Source organism: Ruegeria sp. BHSC037, from assembly GCF_059613045.1.
In genome coordinates, this window is the sequence record NZ_JBXWRT010000014.1 from 21,622 (window position 1) to 45,152 (window position 23,531).

Here is a 23,531-nt window from a genome sequence, read left to right on the forward strand (position 1 = left end):
AGCGATCAAACCCCGACATCCGGGCCATAGCAGATCATCTCTTCGTCGATGTCGCCCGCTTCATACAACTCGGTTGCCTCGGGGTCGCCTTCGAACTGGGCGACCAGCCTGCCCCCCGATTGCCTAAAGACCCAGCATTGCGGGTCCGGGCGATCTTCGTAGACAAAACAGATCTGGCCGTCCTGTTCATACCAGACGCCCTGTTTGCAGTCGCCATCCAGAAATGACCAGATCACCCGCCGGTCCGGCAGGTACCGCTCGACCCCGTAGGCAACGCCGTCGAACCCGTAAAACAGGGTCTTGCCCCGGGTGTAGGCATCGAATTCGGCGCCCGACAAGGGCTGGGCCACCACCGATGGGGCCAGCACGAAAAACAGAATCGCCGCTCGCGTGAACATGGGGGTATCTTGGCAGATGCCGCCGCCCTGTGCCATCGCCCGTTTGGCCGCCGCATGCCATGCCCCCACGTTACGGGTTGAGGATTTGCCCCGCTTGCGGCGAAACTTTCCGGCGCAGGCGGAAACCGGAGGCCAAAGATGACCATTCTCGTACTCGCAGCGCTGGCCTGTGCCCTGGCCTATCTGGCCTTGACGGCTCGTCCGGCCAGCCTGCTACGCACGGCGCTGAAAACTGCCAGCGTCGCCCTGCTGGCCGTCGAGGCCGCAGTGCAGTCCGGCCCTCTGCTTCTGGTCCTCGCGCTTTCTCTCTGCGCCTTAGGAGACGCGCTTCTGTCGCACGAGACAGAAGGCGCATTCATGGCCGGCATCGGGGCGTTCGCCGCCGGGCATCTGGTTTACATCGCTCTGTTCTTGACCCATCCGGCAAGCGACACCGCGCTGATCCTGGACAAACCCGGATACGCCTGGACGCTGGTCGTTCTGGGGATCGTGATGGCCACGCTGCTGGCCACTCGGGCCGGGGATCTGCGCGGACCGGTCCTTGCCTATATCCCGATCATTCTGGGCATGGGCATCACTGTTCTGACCCTGCCCGAGGCCGGGGCGCTGCGCTGGGCTTTGCCAGCCGCGATGGCCTTCATCGCCTCGGACCTGATCCTGGCAACCGAAAGGTTCCTGCTGCCGCCTAGCCACCCGGCCCTGCGGCTGACGCCCTATCTGGTTTGGCCGCTCTACTGGGGCGCACAGTTCGGCTTTTTCCTGGCCTTCACCTGACCCTTTGCAACTGCCGCCATTCCGCATTAGGTGAAGAGAACACCTGCGGAGACCACTATGGCGTTTTTTACCAAGCTCAAGGACCGGCTGTTCAAATCCTCGTCCCGCCTCGAACAGGGGCTTGAGGCAATCGTCGAGGACGGCGGCGAAGAAACCACCGCCCCCGATCCGATGATCCCCCAGCCCGAGCCCGAACCGCAACCCGTCCCGGAAATCCCCGAACCCGCACCCACACCGCAGCCGGTCGAGACACCGTCGCCCGAGCCGGCCGATCCGACGCCCGCCCCGCCGCCGCCGGAATTGCCGGAACAGCCCCAGTCCAAGGGCCTGATCGGGCGTCTCTTCGGTCGCGGCGATGCCGGGCCGGTGGTCCGCCGCACGCTGGACGACGACATGCTCGAACAGCTCGAGGAACTGCTGATCGCCTCGGACATGGGCGTCGACACCGCCCTGCGCGTCACCGCCAACATGGCCGAGGGGCGCTACGGCAAGAAACTCTCGACCGAAGAGATCAAGCAACTGCTGGCCCGCGAAATCGCCCGCGTGATGGAGCCGGTCGCCAAACCGATGCCGATCTACCCCAAGCGCCCGCAGGTGGTGCTGGTGGTGGGCGTCAACGGGTCTGGCAAGACCACGACGATCGGAAAGCTGGCCAGCCAGTTCAAGGCCGCCGGCAAAAAGGTGGTCATCGCCGCGGGCGACACCTTCCGGGCCGCCGCCGTGGAACAGCTGCAGGTCTGGGGCGATCGCGCCGGTGTACCGGTCCTGACCGCGCCCGAAGGCTCCGACCCCGCCTCGCTCGCCTTCGACGCCCTGACCAAGGCGCAAGCCGAAGGCGCCGACCTGCTGATGATCGACACCGCCGGCCGCCTGCAGAACCGCGCCGACCTGATGGAGGAACTGGCCAAGATCGTCCGCGTCATCCGCAAGATCGACGAGACGGCGCCCCACAACACGCTTCTGGTGCTCGACGCTACTACCGGTCAGAACGCGCTCAGCCAGGTGGAAACCTTCCGCAAGCTGGCCGATGTCTCGGGCCTGGTGATGACCAAGCTCGACGGCACCGCCAAGGGCGGCGTGTTGGTAGCGCTGGCCGACAAGTTCGGCCTGCCGATCCACGCCATCGGCGTCGGCGAACAGATCGACGATCTGGCCCCCTTCGACCCCGAGGAATTCGCCGCCGCCCTGACCGGACTCGCCCCCAACTGACCTTCATCTGGCCCCAAATATCCTCGGGGGTCTGGGGGTGGAAAACCCCCAGCCTCTCCACCAGCGAAAGACCCGCAGCGTGAGCGACTGGCTGATCTCCCTCGAAGGCACCGAGGCCGGACACAGGCTGGCCCTTGGCCTCGCCCTTATGGCGGCCTTCCTACACGCGGTTTTCGGCGCGCTGCAGAAGGGTCGGCATGACCCCTGGCTGTCGCGCGGGGCGATCGACGCCTGCTATTGCCTGATGGCCGCGCCCTTTGCGTTCTTCGTCGTGCCCTGGCCCGAACCTTTTATGTGGCCGATATTTGCCGTGGTCTGGCTGATCCATGTCGCCTACAAGACGCTGCAGGCGATGGCCTATACCAAGGGGTCCTACACCGTGGTCTACCCGGTGGTGCGCGGCACCGGCCCGCTGTTCACCGTCATCGGTGCCTATCTGCTGTTCAACGAAACCTTTTCGCCCACCCAATGGCTGGGCGTTGCCGTGCTGCTGACCGGTATCTTTGGATTGGCTGCCTACAATTTCCGCTTCCTGGAAACCAACCGCGAGACTTTGGGCATCGCATTGGCCCTTGCGGTTGCAACCGGCCTCTTCGTGGCGCTCTACACCACCTATGACGCCTACGGCATCCGCGCCACGGCTGATCCGTTCACCTTTCTGGCCTGGTTCTTCATGATCGACGGGGCGACAATGCCGATCTACGCCTTCCTGCGCTGGCGGGCGATGACTCACCGCCCGGCGATCGGGCCGTTGATGCTGCGGGGGCTTGCAGGCGGGCTGATCGCCCCCATGTCTTTCGGAGCAATCATGCTGGCCACCCGGCTGGACAAGGTCGGCGAAGCCGCGGTGCTGCGCGAAACCTCGACCGTCTTTGCCGCGCTGATCGGCTGGCTGGCCCTGAAAGAGACCGTGGGGCCTCGGCGCATAATCCTGATGGCATTGATTGCATTGGGCGCGGTAATAGTTGAAATGGGCGGGTGAACAGCAGGACGACAGGCATGGCAGGCAAGAAAGAGATCAATCCGTTTCTGAAACAGGTGCTGGAACTGGGACCACCGCTGGCCTTCTTCTTCATCTACCTGCGCCTGCGCGACGACAGCTTTCTGATCGGTGGCACGGAATATTCCGGCTTCATCGTGGCCACCATCATCTTCGTTCCGCTGATGTTGGGGGCGATGGGTATCCTGTGGTACCTGACCGGCAAACTCAGCCGGATGCAGATCTTCACCGCCATCATGGTCATCTTTTTCGGCGGCCTGACCGCCTGGTTCAACGACGAGCGGTTCTTCAAGATGAAAACCACGTTGGTCTACGGATTCTTCTCGCTGACGCTGGGCATCGGTCTGCTGCAAGGGAAATCCTACCTCGCCTATGTGCTGGACGAGATGCTGCCCATGCGCCACGAGGGCTGGATGATCCTGACCCGCCGCCTGTGCGCCTGTTTCGCCGTTCTGGCGGTGGCAAATGAACTGGTCTGGCGCACACTGTCCACCGATCTGTGGGTCAAGATCGAAACCTTTGGCTTCCCGATCGCCTTGATGGGGTTCCTGATGCTGCAATTCAGCATCCTGCAAAGCTACATGGACGACCCGGACCAGAACTAAGGCACCGACCGGCGAGCCCTGCATCGGTGGAAAACCACACAAAATCCTTGGCTTGACGCGCAAGCTGTGGAAAGCTGACACACCACCACCCACCAAGTTCCCGGCCGAGGCCTCGTGTCGTCCATGACAGCATTTCCCAACAGCGGGTTTCTTTCCGAAGCGTCCGAACGGTTGCGCGTCATGCTGTCCAGCCTGGCAACCCCCGTATTCCTGTCGCAGGGAGAGGTTCTGTTTGAACAGGGCGACGAGGGCGATGCGCTCTATGCCCTGATGGAAGGCATGCTCGAGGTTTCCTTCCTGGCCATGAGCGGGCGCAAGCTGGCGCTCAGCCTGATGCGGCCGGGCGAGGTGTTTGGCGAGATTGCCCTGTTCGACAGCGGCCCCCGCACCGCCACCATCACGGCGGCCGAGCCGTCGCGGGTGCTGCGCGTGCGCCGCAAAGACGTGATGAACCAGATCCGTGCACACCCGGACCTTGCGGTGGATATGATCCGGCTGGCCGGGCTGCGAATGCGCTGGATGGGGGTACAGTTGAATGAGCAGGTCTTCCTGCCCATGCCCGTGCGCCTTGCGCGCAAGCTGTTGCACCTTGCAAACCAGCAAGAGGTACCCAGCGCCCGAATTGCCCTGTCGCAGAGCGAACTGGCCGAATTCGTCGGTGCCACACGCGAGGCCGTGTCCAAGACCATCGCCACCTGGAAACGCAGCAAAGTGGTCGAAGCAACGCGCGGGGGGGTACAAATTCATGATTTCGATGCCCTGCGCCAGCTTGCGGAATCCGATCTGATCTGAGGTTTCGGAAAACCACGGCCGATGTGATCCGCTTCACATACAGAGCACGGACAATAGATTACACCGATAGACGTTACCGTAGGGGGCCAGCGTATCATCCCCGATATCTGTCCACTGGCCTCTCCCTGCACCAGAGCCATGTGCCTCCCCGGCATGTGGCTCTTTTGCGTTCGGGACCGATAAAAAATGGCCGGAGCGTGAAGCCCCGGCCATACCGTCCTTTCTTGGAGCGCCTACTCCTCGAGGCTCAGCGCCACGAACCGTGGGTCGCCGCCGCGCCGTACCAGCAGCAACAGCGACTTGCGCCCGGCCTCGCGGGCCTCGTCCATGCGGGCCTCGAACTCGGCAATGGTGCTGACCTTCTGCTGGCCCGCCTCGGTGATGATGTCACCGGCCCGCAGGCCCTTGTCAAAGGCCTCGGACGCCTCGTCGACATCCATGACCACAAGGCCCTCGCCACCCGCATCCAGCCCCAGATCCTCGCGCAGCGCATCCGTAAGCGGTGCGATCGTCAAGCCCAGAACAGTGGCGTCCTCCTCGACCGGCGCCTGAGAATCTTCAGCTACGCCCTGTTCGGCCCGCTCGGCGTCTTCGCGGCGGCCCAGCGTGACCACCACGGTCTTGGTCGCCCCGTCGCGCATCACCACGACGCGCACCGCCTTGCCGACCGGGGTTTCGCCGACCTGGCGCACCAATGCGCGCGTATCCTGCACTTCGACCCCGTCAAAGCTCAGGATCACGTCACCCGGTAGCAGGCCCGCCTCTTTCGCGGGGCCGTCCGGCACATCGCTGATCAGCGCCCCGCCGGGCTTGTCCAGCCCCATCGCCTCGGCCATGTCCTCGGTCACGTCCTGGATGCGCACACCCAGCCAACCGCGACGGGTTTCGCCGAACTCGCGCAGTTGGTCGACCACCTTGACCACGACGTTCGATGCCATCGAAAACCCGATGCCGATCGAGCCGCCATTGGGCGAGAGGATCGCGGTGTTCACGCCGATCACCTGACCGTCCATGTTGAACAGCGGCCCGCCCGAGTTGCCTCGGTTGATCGCCGCATCGGTCTGGATGTAGTCGTCATAGCTGCCGCTGAGTTCACGGTTGCGCGCTGACACGATACCGGCCGAGACCGAAAATCCCTGCCCCAGCGGGTTTCCCATCGCGATGACCCAATCGCCGACACGTGCCGTATCGCTGTCACCGAAGGTGACGTACTTCAGCGGCCCCGAAGCCTCGACCTTGAGCACAGCGATATCGGTTTTTTCGTCGGTGCCGATCACCTTGGCCGGCAGCTCTTTCTTTGGCTGTCCGTCACCCGGGAAGAATTCGATCAGGATTTCATCGGCCTCGGCGATGACGTGGTTGTTGGTGACGATAAATCCATCCTCGGAAATCACAAAGCCCGATCCCAGCGCGTTGCTGCGGCGGGGACGGTTTTCCTCGCCGCCATTGCGGTCCTGGAATTCGCGAAAGAAATCCTCGAACGGAGAGCCTTCGGGTACGATGCCGCGCGGACCGGCCTGCCCCTCGATCAGGGTTGTGGTGGTGATGTTGACCACCGCGGGGCTGATCCTGTCGACCAGAGGCGCCAGGCTTTCGGGCCGGGCCTGCGCGGCCACGGTCTGGGCCAGCACCAGGATCGCGGTGGCAAAAGACAGCCACATCAACCGCATCATCGTTACCATATCGTCCCGGCGGACGGCCACACTGCGTGCTAATGCCTGCACTTGGTCTCTCCTTGTCGACAATCGCCATTAGGACCGCCTTGGCGCGCCCTGTTTGCAAACAATGTAGTCAGTTTGCACCGCCCCGCAACTCGGTAAGCACAGGAATTCACCTGCGCGTGACCGCGGCGGGTCAAAACCCCGCCTGATACGCGGCCCAGAGCAGAATGAAACCGCTGACCACGCACAGCAACCCTACCAGCCGCCGCGCCGGTTCGGGCAGGCTGCGCAGCGCTTCGAGCATTCGCACCACAAGCGAAGGGGCCAGCGCATAGGCCAGCCCCTCGACAATCAACACCAGCCCGAAGGCCAGCAAGACCATGCCCATCACTCGGCCGCCGCTCCACGGCGCCCGGTCGGCGATCCGAGATAGTTGAAGAACTCGGATTCCGGGCTGAGAACCAACGAGCTGTTGCCCCCCTTCAAGGCGTTCTCGTAAGCCGTCAACGACCGGTAGAACTCGAAGAACTCCGGGTCCTTGCCATAAGCTTCGGCAAAAATCGCGTTGCGCTGCGCATCGGCCTCACCGCGGACGATCTCGGCCTCGCGGCGTGCTTCTGACACCAATTCGACCACGGTCCGATCGGCCTGAGCGCGGATCCGCTGTGCGGCTTCCTCACCACGGGCCACTTCGTCGGCCGCCTCGCGTTCCCGCTCGGCGCGCATCCGGGCGAAGGTCGCCTCGAGGTTGGCCTGCGGCAGGTCGGTGCGTTTCAGGCGCACGTCGATCACCTCGAGGCCCAGATCGCGGGCCTCGGCGATCGCGCCGTTGCGGATGCGCAGCATCAGCGCTGCCCGGTCCGAGCTGAGGATGTCATTCGAGCTGACCGAGCCCAGAACCTCGCGCGTCTTGGCGCGCAGGATCGAGTCCAGACGCTGCTCGGCAGTGTCGATGCCACCGGCACCCACGGCCTCGCGGAACTGGCGCACATCGGCGATCCGATAGCGCGCGAAGGCGTCGACCACCAAGCGGCGGTCATCCAGCGGCGTGACTTCCAGCGGCCCGACCTCGCGGCTGAGGATACGGTCGTCATAGCGCACGACCTCCTGGATGATCGGAATCTTAAAGGCCAGGCCCGGCTCTTCCTTGACGTCGACCACCCGGCCGAATTGCAGAACCAGCGCCTTTTCGCGCTCGTCCACAATGAAGATCGCCGACAGGGCGATCACCAGAACCACGAAAATGGCCGGCAGGAGAAAGGATGATTTACGCATGTCTTAATTCCCCTCGCCCGAATTGCGGCGCAGTTCGTTCAGCGGCAGATAGGGCACGACGCCCTGCCCCTGTCCGGTCGCGCTTTCGTCCAGGATGATCTTGTCCACGTCGCCCAGAACCTGCTCCATCCGTTCCAGGTACAGACGTTTGCGAGTCACGTCCGGCGCCTTGGAATATTCTTCCAGAACCGCGCTGAATCGGCTGGCCTCACCCTGGGCTTCGTTCACGACCTGGGCGCGATAGGCCTCGGCCTCTTCCAGCACCTGCGCGGCTTCACCGCGCGCACCGGCCAGAACCCGGTTGGCATAGGCATCGGCTTGCTTCTCGAGCCGGTCCCGTTCCTGTCCGGCCGACTGGACCTCGCGGAAGGCGTCCTTGACTGGCTCTGGCGGGTCGGCCCCGTCGAAGTTCACACGGACGATGTTGATGCCCGAATTGTAGCTGTCCAGCGTTGACTGGATCAGCTCCTCGAGCCGCTCGGCGATTACCGCACGGTCGCGGTTCAGGATCGGCGCCAAGTCCGACTGCGCGATGATCTCGCGCATGGCCGATTCAGACACCGCACGGATGGTTTCGCGCGGATCGCGGAGGTTGAACAGGAAGTCCGCCGGGTTCGAGATGTTCCAGACCACCTGGAAATCGATGTCGACGATGTTCTCGTCGCCGGTCAGCATCAGCCCTGCATCGGTGCCGCGACCGCCCGAGCCGATGGTCTCGGTCTGTTCGACCTTCACCGGGATGACTTCGGCCGTGACCACGGGCCAGGGGGCAAAGTTCAGACCTTCGGTGCCGATCCCGGAAAAGCGGCCGAACAGCAGTTCAACCGACTGTTCTTCGGGCTTGACCGTATAGGCGCTGGCAAAGCCCCACAGAACCAGGGCGGCAACCCCACCCAGCAGGATCGTGCCCTTGGTGATCGCCGGGCCGCCACCGCCTCCCTGGCCGGACCCGTTGCTGCCGCGACCACCGCCGCCGCGCCCGCCCATCAGCACGCGCAGCTGCTCCTGGCCCTTTTTCATCAATTCATCGATTTCGGGGATCTGCGGCCCGTCGCCTTCGGGCGGACGTCGCCCGCCGCCATTGTTTCCCCGGTTTCCTCCGCCACCGGATGAGCCTCCGCCCCCCCAGGGGCCTCCGCTGTTGCCCGCCATGTGTTTCATTTCCCTTGTTTTGGCCCGTGAGCTCACGGGATCACTTGTAACCTGTGTGCGCGCGCTTGCAAATCAAGCGGTACGCACGGGTTGCCGCATGGTTACCAGTTCTTCAGCCATTACTGGATGAACCGCAACCGTGCGATCGAAATCTTCTTTTGTCGCCCCCATCTTGACCGCGATGCCAGCCAACTGGATCATCTCGCCCGCGCCGGGGGCGACGATGTGACACCCCAGCACCTTGCGGGTGGCCTGACTTACGATTAGCTTCATCAACACCCGTTGCGTGCTGCCTGCGAACGCCTTCTGCATCGGTTTGAACGAGGTCGCATAGACCTCGATCGGCTCCTGCTCAGCGGCGGCCTCCTCGCTCAGCCCCACGGTGCCCATCTCGGGCTGGGTGAAGATTGCGGTCGGGATCAGTTCATGATCCACCGGGGTGGGGTTGCCCTTGAACACGGTCTCGACAAAGGCCATCCCTTCGCGGATCGCGACCGGCGTCAGGTTCACCCGGTCGGTCACGTCACCGATGGCAAAGATCGAGGGCACCGCCGTTTGGCTGTATTCGTCCACGATGATCTCGCCCTTGCGGCCACGTTCGACGCCCAGACCTTCCAGTCCCAGATCGTCGGCATTGGGCGCCCGGCCCGTGGCGAACATGACCACGTCGAACAGCAGTTCCGACCCGTTGGTCGCCTTGACCCAAATCTTGTCGCCCTGCTTTTTCATCTCGAGCACATTGGTGCCCAGATGCACGTCGACACCGTTCTGGCACATCTCTTCGCAGATCAGCCCGCGCGCCTCGTCATCGAACCCGCGCAGGATCTGCGCCCCGCGATAGAATTGCGTGGTCTTAACGCCCAGGCCGTTCATGATCCCGGCGAACTCGCAGGCGATATAGCCGCCGCCGACGATCAGCATGGTCTCGGGCAGCTTATCCAGATGGAAAATCTCGTTCGAGGTAATCGCCAGTTCCGAACCCGGAAACTCGGGCACCACGGGGCGGCCGCCGGTTGCGATCAGGATGTGCTTGGCGGTCTTGCGGGTGCCATCGGCCAGTTCGACCGTGTGCGGATCGACCAGTTTCGCGCGCTGGTCAAAGGTTTCGACGCCGTTGTTCTTGAGGATATTGCGATAGATCCCCTCAAGCCGGTCCAGCTCGGCATGCAGCTTGCTGCGGAACTGCTGCCAGTCGAAAGCGCCCGGCTGGATGTCCCAGCCATAGGCGCGAGCGTCTTCAACCATGCCCGAATATTCGCTGGCGAACACCATCAGTTTTTTGGGCACACAGCCCCGGATCACGCAGGTTCCGCCATACCGGTCCTCTTCGGCCAGCGCGACCTTGGCGCCGGTTTCACCCGCCGCCACCCGCGCCGCGCGGACCCCGCCCGAGCCGCCGCCGATGACGAATAGATCATAGTCAAAGCTCATGCCGCGTTCCTTCTGTCAGCCTGCCTCGAAGTGTCTTGGATATGTGGGGGCGCAGCACAACCTGCCAAGCCCCGGGCATTGATACCACACGGGCGCGTGAACGCCCCGGTCAGTCGGCCAGGTCCGAGAACAGGTTGTCGTCGCCCTCGCCAAGACGATCCAGCTGGATCGTGCCTTCGTTGATGTCGCGCAGCTCGACCCGGCCATCGCCGAACCCGATCACCACCTTGTCGCAGATGTCGATGAACAACCCGTTTTCCACCACGCCGGGGATCTGGTTCAGGGCCAGCGCCAATTGCCGCGGGTTGCCGATACGCTGCAGGTGCAGGTCCAGGATGTGGTTGCCCTCGTCGGTGACGGTCGGGGCCTCGCCGTTCATCCGCAACGTAGCCGACGTGCCCAGAACGTCCATCGAATCCAGCAGTTCCTCGACCAGAGTCCGCGTGGTCTGCCAGCCAAAGGGAATCACCTCGATTGGCAGGGGAAAGGCACCCAGAGTCTCGACCTCTTTGCCGGCATCCGCGATCACCACCATCAGGTCGCTGGCCGTGGCCACGATCTTTTCCTGCAGCAAGGCCGCGCCGCCGCCCTTGATCAGGTTCAACTCGCCGTCGAATTCGTCGGCCCCGTCGATGGTCAGGTCCAGCCACCCGGCCTGATCCAGCGATACCACCTCGATGCCCACCTCGCGCGCCAGCTGCGCCGTTGCGGTCGAGGTCGGAACGCCCTTGATCTTCAGGCCCTCGTTCTGCACGCGCTCACCCAGTCGGCGCACCAGCCAGGCCGCCGTCGACCCGGTGCCCAGCCCTACGCGCATTCCGTCCTCGACCATCTCGGCCGCCCGATAGGCGGCGACGCGCTTGGCAGTGTCGATCGGTGACAGTTTCTGGGTCATTGCAACCTCGCAAAGTTCAAAATTCGACCCCTTATAGGCAATCCCTGCTGCGGGTGCGAGGGGGGAGGGCGCGGTTTCCTTCGTCTGCACAAGAATTTCGGTTACGATGGTCCGAAGGGGGCACCATGCTGAAATTCGGAAAATCCACGGCGCAACTGCTGGACCTGGCCTATCAGGGCGCGGATGTCTCGCGCCGCCGTCGCGCCAATTTCGACTCCCTCGCCCCCGCCCCGGGTGAGGCGATCCTGGATCTTGGCTGCGGTACCGGCCTGCTGACCGCCGAACTGGCCCGTGCGGTGGGGCCACAGGGGCAGGTTACCGGCCTCGACACCAGCCCGGACATGCTGGCCGCCGCGCGCAGCCGATGCAGCGCGTTTGATCACGTTGACCTGGTCGAGGGCTCGGCCTTTGACATGCCGATCCCCAACCAGCATTTCGACAAGGCCGTGTCCGTACAGGTGTTCGAATATTTCGCCGACCCGGCGCCTGCGCTGAGCGAACTCAACCGCGTCCTGCGTCCGGGCGGGCGTCTGGTGATCGGCGACACGCACTGGGACAGTTTGACATGGCACAGCGACCACCCCGATCGCATGCGCCGCATCTGCGAAATTTGGGACGCCCACCTGGCCGACCGCTGCGTTCCCGCCGCGCTGCCTGCGGCCCTGCGGGATTGCGGATTTCAACCGGACCACGTGAGGCCGGTGACGTTCTGCGACACCACCCTGCGCCCCGATGGACTGGCCCTGATGATGATTCGGCTGATGCAGGACTTTGCCATCCAGTCTGGCGAAATCCTCGAGGCCGAGGCAACGGCCTGGGCCGATGAGCAAAACGCCCTTGCCGACGCGGGCCGGTTTTTCATGTCGATCACCCATTTCGTCTGGGTGGCGCACAAAAGCCGATCCTTGCCATTGACGATTTGATGTGTCGGAAATACGCGTTTCCTATCGGAAACGTCGCAATCGTATGTTCGCGCAACAGGCGGGCTGGATATTTTGGCTCCATGACTGAACGGTATGCCCTGCACTACGCCCCCGACAACGCCGCGCTGGTGATCCGGCTGGCGCTGGAAGAGATGGGCCTGCCCTACCGCACGGAACTGGTCGACCGCGCCCACAATGCGCAGGACAGCGCCGCCTGTCGCGCGCTCAATCCCAACGGGCTGATACGGGTTCTGGGAACCCCGCAGTGCCCGATCTTTGGAACCGCCGCGATCACGGCCGAAGGGCTGGGCACCGCACCGTTTACCGCACCCACCTATGCAAAGCCTCCAGAAGGGTCTGCCACCTGATGTTTCTTTCCGTCTTCGACATGTTCAAAGTGGGCATCGGCCCGTCCTCGTCCCACACGATGGGACCCATGGTGGCTGCCGCCCGGTTCCTGGATCTGATGCGCGCCTCGCCGTTCGAATTCGCGGGGCTGCGCGCCTCGCTGCACGGATCGCTGGCCTTTACCGGGGTCGGCCACGCCACCGACCGGGCCACGATCCTGGGCCTGGCCGGGTTCACCCCCGACACCTATGACCATGACAAGGCCGAGGCGACCCTGGCCGCCATCGCCGACGCCCGCAGCGTTTCGCCCGAGGGCCTGCCCACGCTGCGCTTCGACCCCAAGGCGGACCTGATCTTTGACTATGACAACGCGCTGCCGGGCCACGCCAACGGCATGATCCTGATGGCCACCGACGCGCAGGGCGACGTGATCCTGCGGCAGGTCTATTACTCGGTCGGCGGCGGCTTTGTCCTGACCGAAGAGGAACTGGCCGAAGGCAAGGACACCAACGATGGTCCCCCCGTGCCCTACCCGTTCAAGACCGCAGCCGAGATGCTGGAGATGGCCCGCGCAAGCGGCAAGTCCATCGCCGAAATGAAACGCGCCAACGAGATCGCGCGCGGCTGCGCCGACAGTTTCGCCAAGGGCACCGCCCGCCTGTGGGAGGTGATGAACGCCTGCATCGAGCGCGGGCTGAGCACCGACGGCATCCTGCCCGGCGGCCTTAAGGTACGGCGCCGCGCCAAAGCGATCCACGATGCGCTGATGGCCGAACGGGGCATGAACCTGAATGCGCCGCACACGATCAACGACTGGATGAGCGTCTATGCGATGGCGGTGAACGAGGAAAACGCTGCTGGCGGTCAGGTCGTCACCGCCCCCACCAACGGCGCGGCGGGCGTGCTGCCGGCGGTGCTGCGCTATTACCTCGACCACGTTCCCGGCGCATCGGAAAGCCATATCGAGGATTTCCTGTTGACCGCCGCCGCCATTGGCGGGCTGGTGAAGTACAACGCCTCGATCTCGGGCGCCGAGGCCGGGTGTCAGGCCGAAGTGGGCAGCGCGGCCGCGATGGCCGCGGCGGGCCTCTGCGCAGTGATGGGCGGCACGCCCGAACAGGTGGAAAATGCCGCCGAGATCGCGCTGGAGCATCATCTGGGCATGACCTGCGACCCGGTCGCCGGGCTGGTGCAGGTTCCCTGCATTGAGCGCAACGGGCTGGGCGCGATCAAAGCGGTTTCGGCGGCGTCGCTGGCCCTGCGCGGGGACGGGCAGCATTTCGTGCCGCTGGACGCGGTGATCGAGACCATGCGCCAGACCGGCCATGACATGCACGAGAAGTACAAGGAAACCTCGCTGGGCGGTCTGGCCGTCAACGTGCCGAACTGCTGAGACGCATTAGGCCTTTCACCGGCCCGCCGCTTGACCTAGCGTGCGGGCCATGACCCAGGATCGCCCCGTCTTCGGCATCTTCCTGATGCTTGGTTTCTGCGTGCTGGCCCCGCTGGGCGACGCGCTGGCCAAGCTGTTGGGCGAGACCATGCCGCTGGGCCTGCTGGTCCTGGCGCGTTTCGCGGTGCAGGCTGCGCTCCTGATCCCTCTGGTGGCACTGACCGGCCGGCCGTGGCGGATGCGCGGGCGCGTCCTGCGGCTGACCGCGCTGCGCACGCTGCTGCATATCATCGGCATCGGCGCGATGTTCAGCGCGCTGCAATTCCTGCCGCTGGCCGATGCGGTGGCCATCGCCTTCGTCATGCCGTTCATCATGCTGCTGCTGGGGCGCTACGTTCTGGGCGAAGAGGTCGGCCCCCGCCGCCTGATCGCCTGCATCATCGGCTTTGCCGGCACCCTGCTGGTGATCCAGCCCAGCTTTGCCCAAGTGGGCGCCCCCGCACTGCTGCCGTTGATAGTTGCGGTTGTTTTCGCCCTGTTCATGCTGGTCACACGGCAGATCGCCAAAGAGACCGATCCGATCGCCCTGCAAGCGGTATCGGGTCTGATGGCAACGCTGTTGCTGCTGCCGGTCCTTCTGATCGGCGCATACGCAGACCTGCCTGCCCTGACGCTGACGCTGCCGGCCAACGCCCCCTACGGTCTGCTGCTGTCCATAGGGGTATTGGGCACGGTCGCGCACCTGTTGATGACGTGGTCGCTGCGCTATGCGCCGTCGGCCACGCTGGCCCCGATGCAGTATCTGGAAATCCCCGTCGCCACGTTGATCGGCTGGCTGATCTTCCGCGACCTGCCCAACGGTCTTGCCGCCTTGGGGATCGCGATCACCGTGGGTGCCGGCCTCTATGTCATTCTGCGCGAGCGGGCCACCGCCCTGTCTGCCCGGACGCAAACGCCTGCATGACCTGATCCAGCGCGCCGCGCGGCACCATCACGATCAAGCCCGGCCCGTCCACCGTGAGCGTGACATCCGACAGCGCCCGGTTCGATGTGCCCACACGCCCGTCGGGTTCCAGCACCAATCCGTCGATGGGCCATTCCAACCCCAAGCTTCGCCCGGTCACCCGCCGGAACGGAAACAATGACACCGTGTCGCCTGGCGGGATCTGCAAGGTGACATGCGGCGGCGCGTGGAACACCACCTCTTGCGACCCAAGAAGGATGCAGGGCCGATCCGGCCAACGCACCATGGTATTGAACACCGCCAGCTGGTGATCCAGCCGCCCGCCCAGGAATCCGACACCCAGCACCACCGGTGCTCGAATATTGCGCAGGGCCTTGTCGAAATCGGTGCTGTCCTGTTCGCGGATCGGAAACAGCCGCTCGGCCGGCACCTGCGCACGATGGCGGCTGGAAAGCGAGTCGAAATCGCCGATCACCGCATCCGGAACGCGCCCCGAATCGATCAAACCCGCCGCGCCCCCATCCGCAGCAACGGCCAGCCTGACGCGGCTCAGCGCCAGATCCAGATCGCCGGGGCCGATTTCTCCGCCACCAAACAGCCCGATTGGCCAATCAGAATGAACAATTTCGCCGTTTTTTCCAAGATTGACCATTTTTCCCGCTTTTGGACACATTCAGACCACAAAATGATAGGTTCATCAGAACAGTTGCTTGAGCCGATTCTGCGCCGCGGTTGCGAGTTTGGCTGTGTTATTGTGTAAAGGACGTGCGTCTGATGGTACAGAACAACAAGGTATTGACCGTTTCCTACGGGACTTTTTCCTGCACGCTGGAAGGGTTCGACGATTCCTTCGAAACGATGAAGGCGATTGCGGAATATTTCCGCGATCTCGCCGCAGAAGATCGCTATTTCGGTTCTGAACCTCCGCAACCCGACGCCGAGATGCTGGCCCGCATCGCGCAACGAGACACCGCGCGCCACGTCGAGGCCCGCCCCGGCGAGAACGGGTTGCTGCTGCGCGCCTCGGATCGCCCCCCTTCGGCCGCACCGCACCCCATGACTGCTGACACCCGGACCCCCTCCATGACCCCTCCCCTGTCTGACCCGCAAGACCCAGCCGCGCGCCCTGCGGCGCCGCCCCCGGCTGCGGACAGCATCGCCGCGAAACTGCAGCGTATCCGCGCGGTGGTTTCCCACGGCGACCACCCCCCCACGCATTACGCAGAAGAAGATGAGACCGGCTTTCTGGCTGCAACCGAACCCCAGGTCGACGCCATTTCGGCTGCTTTCGAAACGGGCGCCTTGGCCCCGGACGATCTGGAAACGGTGGCCGGTTCGGATCCGGCGGCAGCCAGCCCCCGGCAGCCCGACACCCCGTCCACCGCCGGTGCGGAACCAATCATGGCCCAGCCGGACGACCATGTGGAAAGCGCTGCAGAAACCGGTGCCTCCGTTGAGTTGGTCGATCAGACTGACGTGGAACCCGACCTGCCGCTTCAAGACCTTCAAGACACAGATGCCGACGACGATTTGTCCGTTGAAACGCCCCAGGCCGAGGCGGCAGAGACCGAGGACAACGGGTCTGACGAGATGGCGCCCGCGGCGCCTTCCACCCCGATCGAACCGGAAGCAGCGGCCGAAGAAGCCCTGTTCGAGGATATCGAGGACGACGCCCAGCCCGATGTCGACAACATCCTCAACATTCTGGGCGAAGACGAAAACTCGGATGACACCAAAGAGGCTACCGGCACCCTGACGGTCGAGGACGAGGAAAACATCCTGCGCGAAATTTCCGCGATCGAGTCCGAAATGGAAGCGCCGGCCGACCACGCGGACCACGACGAACTGGACACGGATGTTCTGCGCCTGCTGCAGAAGGCGGATGCCGAACTGGGTGACCCGGCCACTGCCGACACGCGAGAAACCTATTCGCACCTGCGCACGGCTGTCGCGGCCACCGAAGCCGAGCGCGAGGCGACCGGTGACAATGCGGCTTCCGAGGACGAAAAATACCGCGGCGATCTGGCCTCGGTCGTCAGCCCGCGCCGCCCCGAGATTCGAGTAACCAGCATGCGCCCGGAATCGGATACGGCCGCCCCCCTCAAGCTGGTGGCCGAGCAGCGGGTCGACAAGGACGCCCCAGAGGCGGGCCCGGTGACCCCGCGCCGCGTGACCGCCGAACCGGCGGACTCGTCACCCGATGAAGGCGGGTTTGCCCGGTTCGCGCAAGAACAGGGCGCACAGTCACTGCCCGAACTGCTCGAGGCCGCGGCCGCCTACCTGTCGTTCATCGAGGGCCAGGAACAGTTCTCGCGCCCTCAGTTGATGAACAAGGTTCGCGCCCTGAAACAAGACGAATTCAACCGCGAGGAAAGCTTGCGGTCGTTCGGCCAGCTGCTGCGCGACGGCAAAATCGAAAAAGCCGGCGGAGGGCGCTTTGCCGCCTCGAACCAGATCGGCTTCCGGCCCGAGGACAAACGCGCCGCGGGCTGACAAGACCCCCACAACTGACCAATCGGGCCGGAGACATTTCTCCGGCCTTTTTTGGTGCGGCTGACATGGGTTCTTTTGGGAAGCCGGTCGCGCCCCGATCACGCGGCTTTGATCAGGGCCAGTGGTGCACTTAATCCTGCTCTTGGTCGGGGTCGGCCTGCCCCACCCCCCTGAACACGAATTTGAACGGAAGCGCCCACAGGATCCCAAGCCCGACATAAACCAAAAGTTCCAGCCAGATCGGAGGACGGTCCAGCCAGTTCAACACGGTAACGACGGCCACGATGTAGAGCGGCAGCCCCACCAGCAGCAGCACCAATGACCACCGCCTGCGCGCCTTGTAGCTGAGACCGGTTTCTTGTTGCCTGCGCATCAGTCTGCAAACGGGTCGGTCACCAGGATGGTGTCGTCCCGCTCCGGGCTGGTGGACAACAAGGCCACCGGGCACTCGATCAGTTCTTCGACCCGACGCACGTATTTGATCGCGTTGGCCGGAAGATCCGCCCAACTGCGCGCACCTTCGGTGGACTCGCTCCAGCCCGGCAACTCCTCATAGATCGGCTTGCAGCGCGCCTGCTGCTCGGCGGCCGTGGGCAGATAGTCCAAGCGCTGCCCATCCAAATCATAGCCAACACAGATCTTCAGCGTGTCAAAACCATCCAGAACGTCCAGCTTGGTCAGCGAAATACCGTTGACCCCGCTGGTTGCACAGGTCTGGCGCACCAGACAGGCGTCGAACCAACCGCAACGCCGCTTGCGTCCAGTGGTGGTCCCGAACTCGTGCCCGCGCTCACCCAGGCGCTGCCCGTCCGCGTCATGCAACTCGGTCGGGAAAGGCCCTTCACCCACCCGGGTCGTATAGGCCTTGACGATACCCAGAACGAAATCGATGGATCCGGGTCCAATGCCTACGCCCGTCGCGGCCTGGCCGGCGATCACGTTTGACGATGTCACGAACGGGTAGGTACCGAAATCAATGTCCAGCAACGCACCTTGTGCGCCCTCGAACAGGATGCGCTTGCCCGCCTTGCGCTTTTCGTTGAGCACTTTCCAGACCGGGGCGGCAAACGGAAGAATCTGCTGCGCGACATCCTTCAGTTGAGCGATCAGGGCATCGCGATCGACCGGAGCAATACCCAACCCCCTGCGGAGGGGGTCATGATGCTGCAATGCCCGGTCGACCCGGGTCTCCAGTGTCGCATCATCCGCAAGATCGGCCACCCGCACCGAGCGGCGCCCCACCTTGTCTTCATAGGCCGGCCCGATTCCACGGCCAGTCGTGCCGATCTTGGTCCCTTTGCTTGCGGCCTCTTCGCGCGCCCGGTCCAACTCTCCGTGAATCGGCAGGATCAAGGGTGTATTCTCGGCAATCATCAACGTTTCGGGCGTGATCTCGACCCCCTGCCCGCGAATCGTCTCTATCTCTTCCAAGAGGTGCCACGGATCCAGCACGACCCCGTTGCCGATGACACTCAGCTTGCCGCCACGCACCACTCCTGACGGCAGGGCGTGCAGCTTGTAGACCTTGCCGTCGATAACCAACGTATGCCCGGCGTTGTGCCCGCCCTGAAAACGCGCGATCACGTCTGCCCGCTCGCTCAGCCAGTCGACGATCTTGCCTTTTCCTTCGTCGCCCCATTGGGCGCCGACAACAACAACATTGGCCATATCCGGTCCTTTTGTGCTGATTTTCCAAACTCGGCCCGTATAACGAGGCACAGGCAGCAGGGAAACCGGTATTTCGACGCAGTGTTCGATCGCGCTGGCGCGCGATGCCTCCGGTGGGGATATTTTGGGCCGGATGAACATTGGCCGCAAATTTCATCTGGCCATAAATATCCTGGGGGAGTCGCCCGGAACGGGCGGCGGGGGCAGAGCCCCTATTCGCGAGTAAGTCGAACTGGGCGCCCGTGTGGAGTGCTCAGAAACGCAACCCTCCAAGCCTCGAATACAGTATCAAGTTCATTGCGCTCGGCGGCACCTGAGGATACCAAAAGTGTCTCGAGCGTTTCTAGCCAAGCTAGGAAATAGTCATTGCCGCCATCCAGTTCGCGGGCGACACCGTGCCGCGTCAAAGTGGTCGAAAAGGCATTCGTCCATTCAGCCCAGGAAAACCTCCCCGCCTCGTTCAGCGCAACCGTGGCGGCGAACAACTGTGCGTGCCAGGGTTGCTCGAACACCACGTCAGGTCGGATTGGTGGTGGGCATGTGGTCATGACGGCTCTAGATAGCTTTGCCAAAGGTCAAGGATGACCTCGTCCTGTGGGCTTTCGGGATGCGTCCAAAGTTGCGAGGCCCGAAACGCGACGGCGTAGAGCGGCTCAGGCGCTTCACCCAGTCCGTGGGCGCTGGAATCCGGCAGCACGTGAGATCCGTGAACGCGCAAGATCCGCCCCTGCGCTCCGGCGGCATATTTCGGCAATCGGGTATGACCGCCATCGACCAATCGGTTCCCCGCCGGTCGGCGCGTACGCACCACCTGACCAACCTTGAATTCGACCTCGACGTTCGAAGGACGGTCGGCCGGACCACCCATGGCCAGAACTTTTCCAACGGCGCCGGCTTGCAGCGCCCGAACCGCCAACGGATGTTCCACCTTGGTGTCCACCCCGCGCAGCTCGTCCAGGCTGAGCACACCCGTTTCGACCAACAGGTCAGCCAGGGCCGAGATCCATTTTTCGTAATAGGAAAACCGCGCATAGTCTTGCGGCGACAACCGCTCGCGCGCATGGCGCGCGGTGTCAATGTTCCATTGCCCCAACGCGCCCGCGGCCAGCGTGACGGCAAGCGCCCGGGCGTGCCACTCCTCGGCGAAAACCGGGGCCTCCTGCGGCTCGGGCCGGACCCGGCCATCCCCGAACCGGCCACCCATATCATGCGCGCGCGTCATGCCGGCACCTTGGGCAGCCCGGTGCCGATCATGCTGTCGCGGGTCACCAGCGCCGTAAGCTCGTCCTCGCTCATCCCCTCAGTGCCCGGCGGCCTCATCGGAAGGACGAGGTAGCGTATCTCGGCTGTCGAATCCCACACGCGTACCGCCGTCTCAGACGGCAGATTTACGCCGAACTCTGCCAAAACCTTTCGCGGCTCGCGCACCGCGCGGGCGCGATAGGCGTCTGACTTGTACCAGGTGGGCGGAATCCCCAGCAGCGGCCACGGATAGCAGCTGCACAGGGTGCAGACGACCATGTTGTGCTGCTGCGGCGTGTTCTCGACCACCACAATGTGCTCTCCTTGCCGCCCGTAATAGCCCAGTTCGGCGATCAGCGGCGTCGCATCCTTTAGCAGCCCGGACTTGAACTCTGGATCGGCCCATGCCTTTGCAACAACGCGCGCACCATTCTGCGGACCAATCCGGTTTTGATAGATGTCAATGATCTCATCCAGAGCCGCCGGGTCGATCAGGCCCTTGCGGATGAGAACCGTTTCCAGCGCTTTCACGCGCAGGGCGGGTTCGGGCGGCAGCAGGGCGTGCGGATGATCGGGGTGGTCATGTGGCATGGCCAAAGCCTGCGCGATGCACCGCGTCCTGTCCACATCTTTCGATGCAAAATAGCGGATCGATCCGGCTGCGGGAAACTCGTGACTTGCCCCCGCCCCCAAACTTGCTTAAGTACCCGGCGATACACGCCACGCCGTACAGGACCACCATGGAAAACGTCGTTCTCATCATCCACCTTCTTCTGGCCCTTGGCCTGATTGCCGTTGTCCTGATGCAGCGGTCCGAGGGCGGCGGCTTGGGGATGGGCGGCGGTGGCGGCGGCGCCATGACCGGCCGCGCAGCCGCGACGGCGCTGGGCAAACTGACCTGGATTCTTGCGGCCTGTTTCATCGTCACCTCGATCACGCTGACGATTCTGGCGGCGCAGAAATCGGCTGGCACGTCGGTCATCGATCGTCTTGGCGTTCCGGCTCCGGTGGAAACCGAAGAAACCACACCGTTGGTTCCGCCGGCCGAAGATCTGCTGCCTCCGGCGCAGGGCGACAATGCCCCGCTGATCCCGCAGGCCGACTGATCCACAAAACCTAGAAATCTGAAAGAGAACGGCAACAGCATCTTGCGGTTCTCTTGCGCTTTTGGCGCGAATCCTTTATATGTGAAGTCCCGTGATGCTGCGGTTTTTCAGGCCGCCGGGCAGTTGGTAATGACGTCTCACGGGAGCAGCCGAAAAACATGGCGCGTTTTATTTTCATCACTGGTGGTGTTGTTTCGTCGCTGGGCAAGGGGCTGGCCTCGGCCGCACTGGGCGCGTTGCTGCAGGCACGCGGATATTCGGTGCGTCTACGCAAACTCGACCCCTACCTAAACGTCGATCCCGGCACCATGTCGCCGTTCGAACATGGCGAGGTCTTCGTAACCGATGACGGTGCCGAAACCGACCTGGACCTGGGTCACTATGAACGCTTCACCGGCGTTCCGGCACGCAAGACCGATTCCATTTCCTCGGGCCGCATCTACATGAACGTGCTCGAGAAGGAGCGCCGCGGCGACTATCTGGGCAAGACCATCCAGGTGATCCCGCACGTCACCAACGAGATCAAGGATTTCATCGCCATCGGCGAGGATGAGGTCGATTTCATGCTGTGCGAGATCGGCGGCACTGTCGGCGACATCGAAGGCCTCCCCTTCTTTGAAGCGATCCGCCAGTTCAGCCAGGACAAGCCGCGCGGACAGTGCATTTTCATGCACCTGACCCTGCTGCCCTACATCAAGGCCAGCGGAGAACTGAAAACCAAACCCACCCAGCACTCGGTCAAGGAACTGCGCTCGATCGGTCTGGCCCCCGACATCCTGGTCTGCCGTTCCGAAGGTCCGATCCCGCAGAAAGAGCGCGAAAAGCTGGCCCTGTTCTGCAACGTCCGCCCCGATGCAGTGATTGCCGCGCAGGATCTCTCGACCATCTATGACGCGCCGCTGGCCTACCACAAGGAAGGGCTGGATCAGGCGGTGCTGGACGCTTTCCAGATCAGCCCGGCCCCCAAGCCCGACCTGTCGAAATGGGAAGACGTCAGCGACCGCATCCACAACGCCGAAGGCGAGGTGAAGGTGGCCATCGTCGGCAAATACACCCAGCTGGAAGACGCCTATAAATCGATTGCCGAAGCGCTGACCCACGGCGGCATGGCCAACCGCGTCAAGGTCAAGGTCGAATGGGTCGATGCCGAGATCTTCGACACCGAGGACCCCGGTCCGCATCTGGAAGGCTTCCACGCCATTCTGGTGCCGGGTGGATTCGGCGAGCGTGGCACCGAGGGCAAGATCAAGGCGGCGCAATACGCCCGCGAACATCAGGTTCCCTATTTGGGCATCTGCTTGGGTATGCAGATGGCCGTGATCGAAGCCGCCCGCAACGTTGCCGGCATCTCCGGCGCGGGGTCCGAGGAATTCGACCACGAGGCCGGCCAGAAACGGTTTGAACCGGTGGTCTATCACCTCAAGGAATGGATCCAGGGTAACGCCAAGATCGAACGCAAGGTTGGCGATGACAAGGGCGGCACTATGCGGTTGGGCGCCTACAATGCGGTTCTGACCGAAGGCTCCAAGGTGGCCGAGGTCTATGGCACCACCCAGATCGAGGAACGCCACCGCCACCGCTATGAGGTGGACACCAAGTATCGCGAACAGCTTGAGAAAGCGGGCTTGAAATTTTCGGGGATGTCGCCCGACGGGCGCCTGCCGGAAATCGTCGAATGGTCGGATCACCCGTGGTTCATTGGCGTGCAATATCACCCAGAATTGAAGTCCAAACCCTTCGACCCGCACCCGCTGTTCCGCGATTTCGTGCGCGCTGCGAAGGAAAGCTCGCGCCTGGTCTGACGCGCCCCTTCGGCTTGGGCTTGCGTTGCATTCCGTTCCGGGTCAATTTGACCCGGAAGAACCGCAGGGGGGAGTTTCATGGCCAAAGGATACTGGGTGGCGCATGTCGACGTGAACGATATGGAGGCCTACAGGAATTACATCGCCGCAAACGCCGAACCCTTCGCCGCCTATGGCGCGCGGTTTCTGGTGCGCGGAGGTCAGCGCCAGGTCAAGGAAGGTGCAGCCCGCGCCCGCACCGTGGTGATCGAATTCCCAAGCTACGAGGATGCGCTGGCCTGCTATGAAAGCGCGGGTTACCAGAAAGCCAAGGCCTTGCGCGATCCGGTCTCGCTGGGCGATCTGGTGGTCATCGAAGGCTATGACGGGTAGCCCGGGCTTGGCGGACCACAAAATACGG

Annotated in this window: 25 protein-coding genes and 1 pseudogene; 13 read left to right on the forward strand and 13 right to left on the reverse strand. The window is 63.5% G+C overall.

What is annotated here, in order from left to right; translation table 11 throughout:
• Positions 1-5: 5 nt before the first annotated feature.
• A complete protein-coding gene (locus AC2FMN_RS14010) occupies positions 6-398 on the reverse strand; it encodes a hypothetical protein (RefSeq protein WP_496688862.1) in 393 nt (130 codons plus the stop codon).
• A 138-nt stretch (positions 399-536) separates the two neighbouring features.
• Between AC2FMN_RS14010 and AC2FMN_RS14015 the strand changes: the two genes are divergently transcribed.
• The 5 genes from AC2FMN_RS14015 to AC2FMN_RS14035 all read left to right on the forward strand — a co-directional run bounded on the left by AC2FMN_RS14015 (position 537) and on the right by AC2FMN_RS14035 (position 4,778).
• Positions 537-1,172 carry a lysoplasmalogenase gene (locus AC2FMN_RS14015; protein ID WP_496688864.1) on the forward strand — a complete coding sequence of 212 codons (636 nt, stop codon included), beginning with the start codon at positions 537-539 and terminating at the stop codon, positions 1,170-1,172.
• Positions 1,173-1,229: 57 nt separating this feature from the next.
• Positions 1,230-2,381: a signal recognition particle-docking protein FtsY gene (gene ftsY / locus AC2FMN_RS14020; RefSeq protein ID WP_496688866.1), complete on the forward strand. Its 1,152-nt coding sequence runs from the start codon at positions 1,230-1,232 to the stop codon at positions 2,379-2,381.
• Positions 2,382-2,460: 79 nt separating this feature from the next.
• On the forward strand, positions 2,461-3,363 hold the full coding sequence (locus AC2FMN_RS14025; RefSeq protein WP_496688868.1) for an EamA family transporter: 903 nt from the start codon (positions 2,461-2,463) through the stop codon (positions 3,361-3,363).
• Between the two features lie 17 nt (positions 3,364-3,380).
• Positions 3,381-3,986: an inner membrane-spanning protein YciB gene (locus AC2FMN_RS14030; protein ID WP_496688870.1), complete on the forward strand. Its 606-nt coding sequence runs from the start codon at positions 3,381-3,383 to the stop codon at positions 3,984-3,986.
• 123 nt (positions 3,987-4,109) lie between these two features.
• Complete coding sequence (locus AC2FMN_RS14035; RefSeq protein WP_496688872.1) at positions 4,110-4,778, forward strand: Crp/Fnr family transcriptional regulator; 669 nt, start codon at positions 4,110-4,112, stop codon at positions 4,776-4,778.
• A gap of 233 nt (positions 4,779-5,011) precedes the next feature.
• Here AC2FMN_RS14035 and AC2FMN_RS14040 read toward each other — a convergent pair whose 3' ends face one another.
• From AC2FMN_RS14040 to rpiA, 6 genes are all read right to left on the reverse strand, one after another.
• Positions 5,012-6,460 carry a DegQ family serine endoprotease gene (locus AC2FMN_RS14040; RefSeq protein WP_496689012.1) on the reverse strand — a complete coding sequence of 483 codons (1,449 nt, stop codon included), beginning with the start codon at positions 6,458-6,460 and terminating at the stop codon, positions 5,012-5,014.
• Positions 6,461-6,632: 172 nt separating this feature from the next.
• Positions 6,633-6,827 carry a DUF2065 domain-containing protein gene (locus tag AC2FMN_RS14045; RefSeq protein ID WP_496680299.1) on the reverse strand — a complete coding sequence of 65 codons (195 nt, stop codon included), beginning with the start codon at positions 6,825-6,827 and terminating at the stop codon, positions 6,633-6,635.
• Entirely contained in the window at positions 6,827-7,714 is an 888-nt protein-coding gene (gene hflC / locus AC2FMN_RS14050) for a protease modulator HflC (protein ID WP_496688874.1), read from the reverse strand. Before hflC ends, AC2FMN_RS14045 begins: the two co-directional genes overlap by 1 nt.
• A gap of 3 nt (positions 7,715-7,717) precedes the next feature.
• Positions 7,718-8,866 (reverse strand): FtsH protease activity modulator HflK, encoded by a 1,149-nt coding sequence (gene hflK, locus AC2FMN_RS14055; RefSeq protein WP_496680296.1) that lies wholly within the window; start codon positions 8,864-8,866, stop codon positions 7,718-7,720.
• A gap of 72 nt (positions 8,867-8,938) precedes the next feature.
• The gene (gene gor, locus AC2FMN_RS14060; protein ID WP_496688876.1) at positions 8,939-10,297 is read right to left on the reverse strand and encodes a glutathione-disulfide reductase; all 1,359 of its coding nucleotides are present in this window, start codon (positions 10,295-10,297) and stop codon (positions 8,939-8,941) included.
• A 109-nt stretch (positions 10,298-10,406) separates the two neighbouring features.
• Entirely contained in the window at positions 10,407-11,192 is a 786-nt protein-coding gene (gene rpiA, locus AC2FMN_RS14065) for a ribose-5-phosphate isomerase RpiA (protein WP_496688878.1), read from the reverse strand.
• Between the two features lie 125 nt (positions 11,193-11,317).
• Here rpiA and AC2FMN_RS14070 point away from each other — a divergent pair, with 125 nt between their 5' ends.
• From AC2FMN_RS14070 to AC2FMN_RS14085, 4 genes and pseudogenes are all read left to right on the forward strand, one after another.
• Positions 11,318-12,115 (forward strand): methyltransferase domain-containing protein, encoded by a 798-nt coding sequence (locus AC2FMN_RS14070; RefSeq protein WP_496688880.1) that lies wholly within the window; start codon positions 11,318-11,320, stop codon positions 12,113-12,115.
• 80 nt (positions 12,116-12,195) lie between these two features.
• Positions 12,196-12,408, forward strand: a pseudogene (locus AC2FMN_RS14075) (thioredoxin domain-containing protein); the annotation flags it as partial.
• Between the two features lie 74 nt (positions 12,409-12,482).
• Complete coding sequence (locus tag AC2FMN_RS14080) at positions 12,483-13,856, forward strand: L-serine ammonia-lyase (RefSeq protein WP_496680292.1); 1,374 nt, start codon at positions 12,483-12,485, stop codon at positions 13,854-13,856.
• 49 nt (positions 13,857-13,905) lie between these two features.
• On the forward strand, positions 13,906-14,820 hold the full coding sequence (locus tag AC2FMN_RS14085) for a DMT family transporter (protein WP_496688882.1): 915 nt from the start codon (positions 13,906-13,908) through the stop codon (positions 14,818-14,820).
• On the opposite strand, the gene AC2FMN_RS14090 is transcribed toward AC2FMN_RS14085, so the two are convergent.
• Complete coding sequence (locus AC2FMN_RS14090; protein WP_496680288.1) at positions 14,765-15,472, reverse strand: thiamine diphosphokinase; 708 nt, start codon at positions 15,470-15,472, stop codon at positions 14,765-14,767. The genes AC2FMN_RS14085 and AC2FMN_RS14090 overlap by 56 nt on opposite strands.
• A 122-nt stretch (positions 15,473-15,594) precedes the next feature.
• Here AC2FMN_RS14090 and AC2FMN_RS14095 point away from each other — a divergent pair, with 122 nt between their 5' ends.
• Positions 15,595-17,313 (forward strand): hypothetical protein, encoded by a 1,719-nt coding sequence (locus tag AC2FMN_RS14095; protein WP_496688884.1) that lies wholly within the window; start codon positions 15,595-15,597, stop codon positions 17,311-17,313.
• Between the two features lie 130 nt (positions 17,314-17,443).
• Here AC2FMN_RS14095 and AC2FMN_RS14100 read toward each other — a convergent pair whose 3' ends face one another.
• The 5 genes from AC2FMN_RS14100 to nthA all read right to left on the reverse strand — a co-directional run bounded on the left by AC2FMN_RS14100 (position 17,444) and on the right by nthA (position 20,814).
• A complete protein-coding gene (locus tag AC2FMN_RS14100; protein ID WP_496688885.1) occupies positions 17,444-17,686 on the reverse strand; it encodes a DUF2842 domain-containing protein in 243 nt (80 codons plus the stop codon).
• Positions 17,686-18,981: an adenylosuccinate synthase gene (locus AC2FMN_RS14105; RefSeq protein ID WP_496688887.1), complete on the reverse strand. Its 1,296-nt coding sequence runs from the start codon at positions 18,979-18,981 to the stop codon at positions 17,686-17,688. The genes AC2FMN_RS14100 and AC2FMN_RS14105 overlap by 1 nt, the downstream gene beginning before the upstream one ends.
• A gap of 212 nt (positions 18,982-19,193) precedes the next feature.
• Positions 19,194-19,529 carry a nitrile hydratase accessory protein gene (locus tag AC2FMN_RS14110; RefSeq protein ID WP_496688889.1) on the reverse strand — a complete coding sequence of 112 codons (336 nt, stop codon included), beginning with the start codon at positions 19,527-19,529 and terminating at the stop codon, positions 19,194-19,196.
• Entirely contained in the window at positions 19,526-20,203 is a 678-nt protein-coding gene (gene nthB, locus AC2FMN_RS14115; protein WP_496688890.1) for a nitrile hydratase subunit beta, read from the reverse strand. The genes AC2FMN_RS14110 and nthB overlap by 4 nt, the downstream gene beginning before the upstream one ends.
• Positions 20,200-20,814, reverse strand: a complete 615-nt coding sequence (nthA, locus tag AC2FMN_RS14120) for a nitrile hydratase subunit alpha (RefSeq protein WP_496688892.1) — start codon at positions 20,812-20,814, stop codon at positions 20,200-20,202. Before nthA ends, nthB begins: the two co-directional genes overlap by 4 nt.
• A 149-nt stretch (positions 20,815-20,963) precedes the next feature.
• Here nthA and secG point away from each other — a divergent pair, with 149 nt between their 5' ends.
• The 3 genes from secG (at position 20,964) to AC2FMN_RS14135 (ending at position 23,503) form a co-directional block, all read left to right on the forward strand.
• Positions 20,964-21,329 carry a preprotein translocase subunit SecG gene (gene secG, locus AC2FMN_RS14125; RefSeq protein WP_496680278.1) on the forward strand — a complete coding sequence of 122 codons (366 nt, stop codon included), beginning with the start codon at positions 20,964-20,966 and terminating at the stop codon, positions 21,327-21,329.
• A 158-nt stretch (positions 21,330-21,487) separates the two neighbouring features.
• On the forward strand, positions 21,488-23,131 hold the full coding sequence (gene pyrG, locus AC2FMN_RS14130) for a CTP synthase (RefSeq protein ID WP_496680276.1): 1,644 nt from the start codon (positions 21,488-21,490) through the stop codon (positions 23,129-23,131).
• A gap of 78 nt (positions 23,132-23,209) precedes the next feature.
• A complete protein-coding gene (locus tag AC2FMN_RS14135) occupies positions 23,210-23,503 on the forward strand; it encodes a DUF1330 domain-containing protein (RefSeq protein ID WP_496680275.1) in 294 nt (97 codons plus the stop codon).
• Positions 23,504-23,531 lie beyond the last annotated feature (28 nt).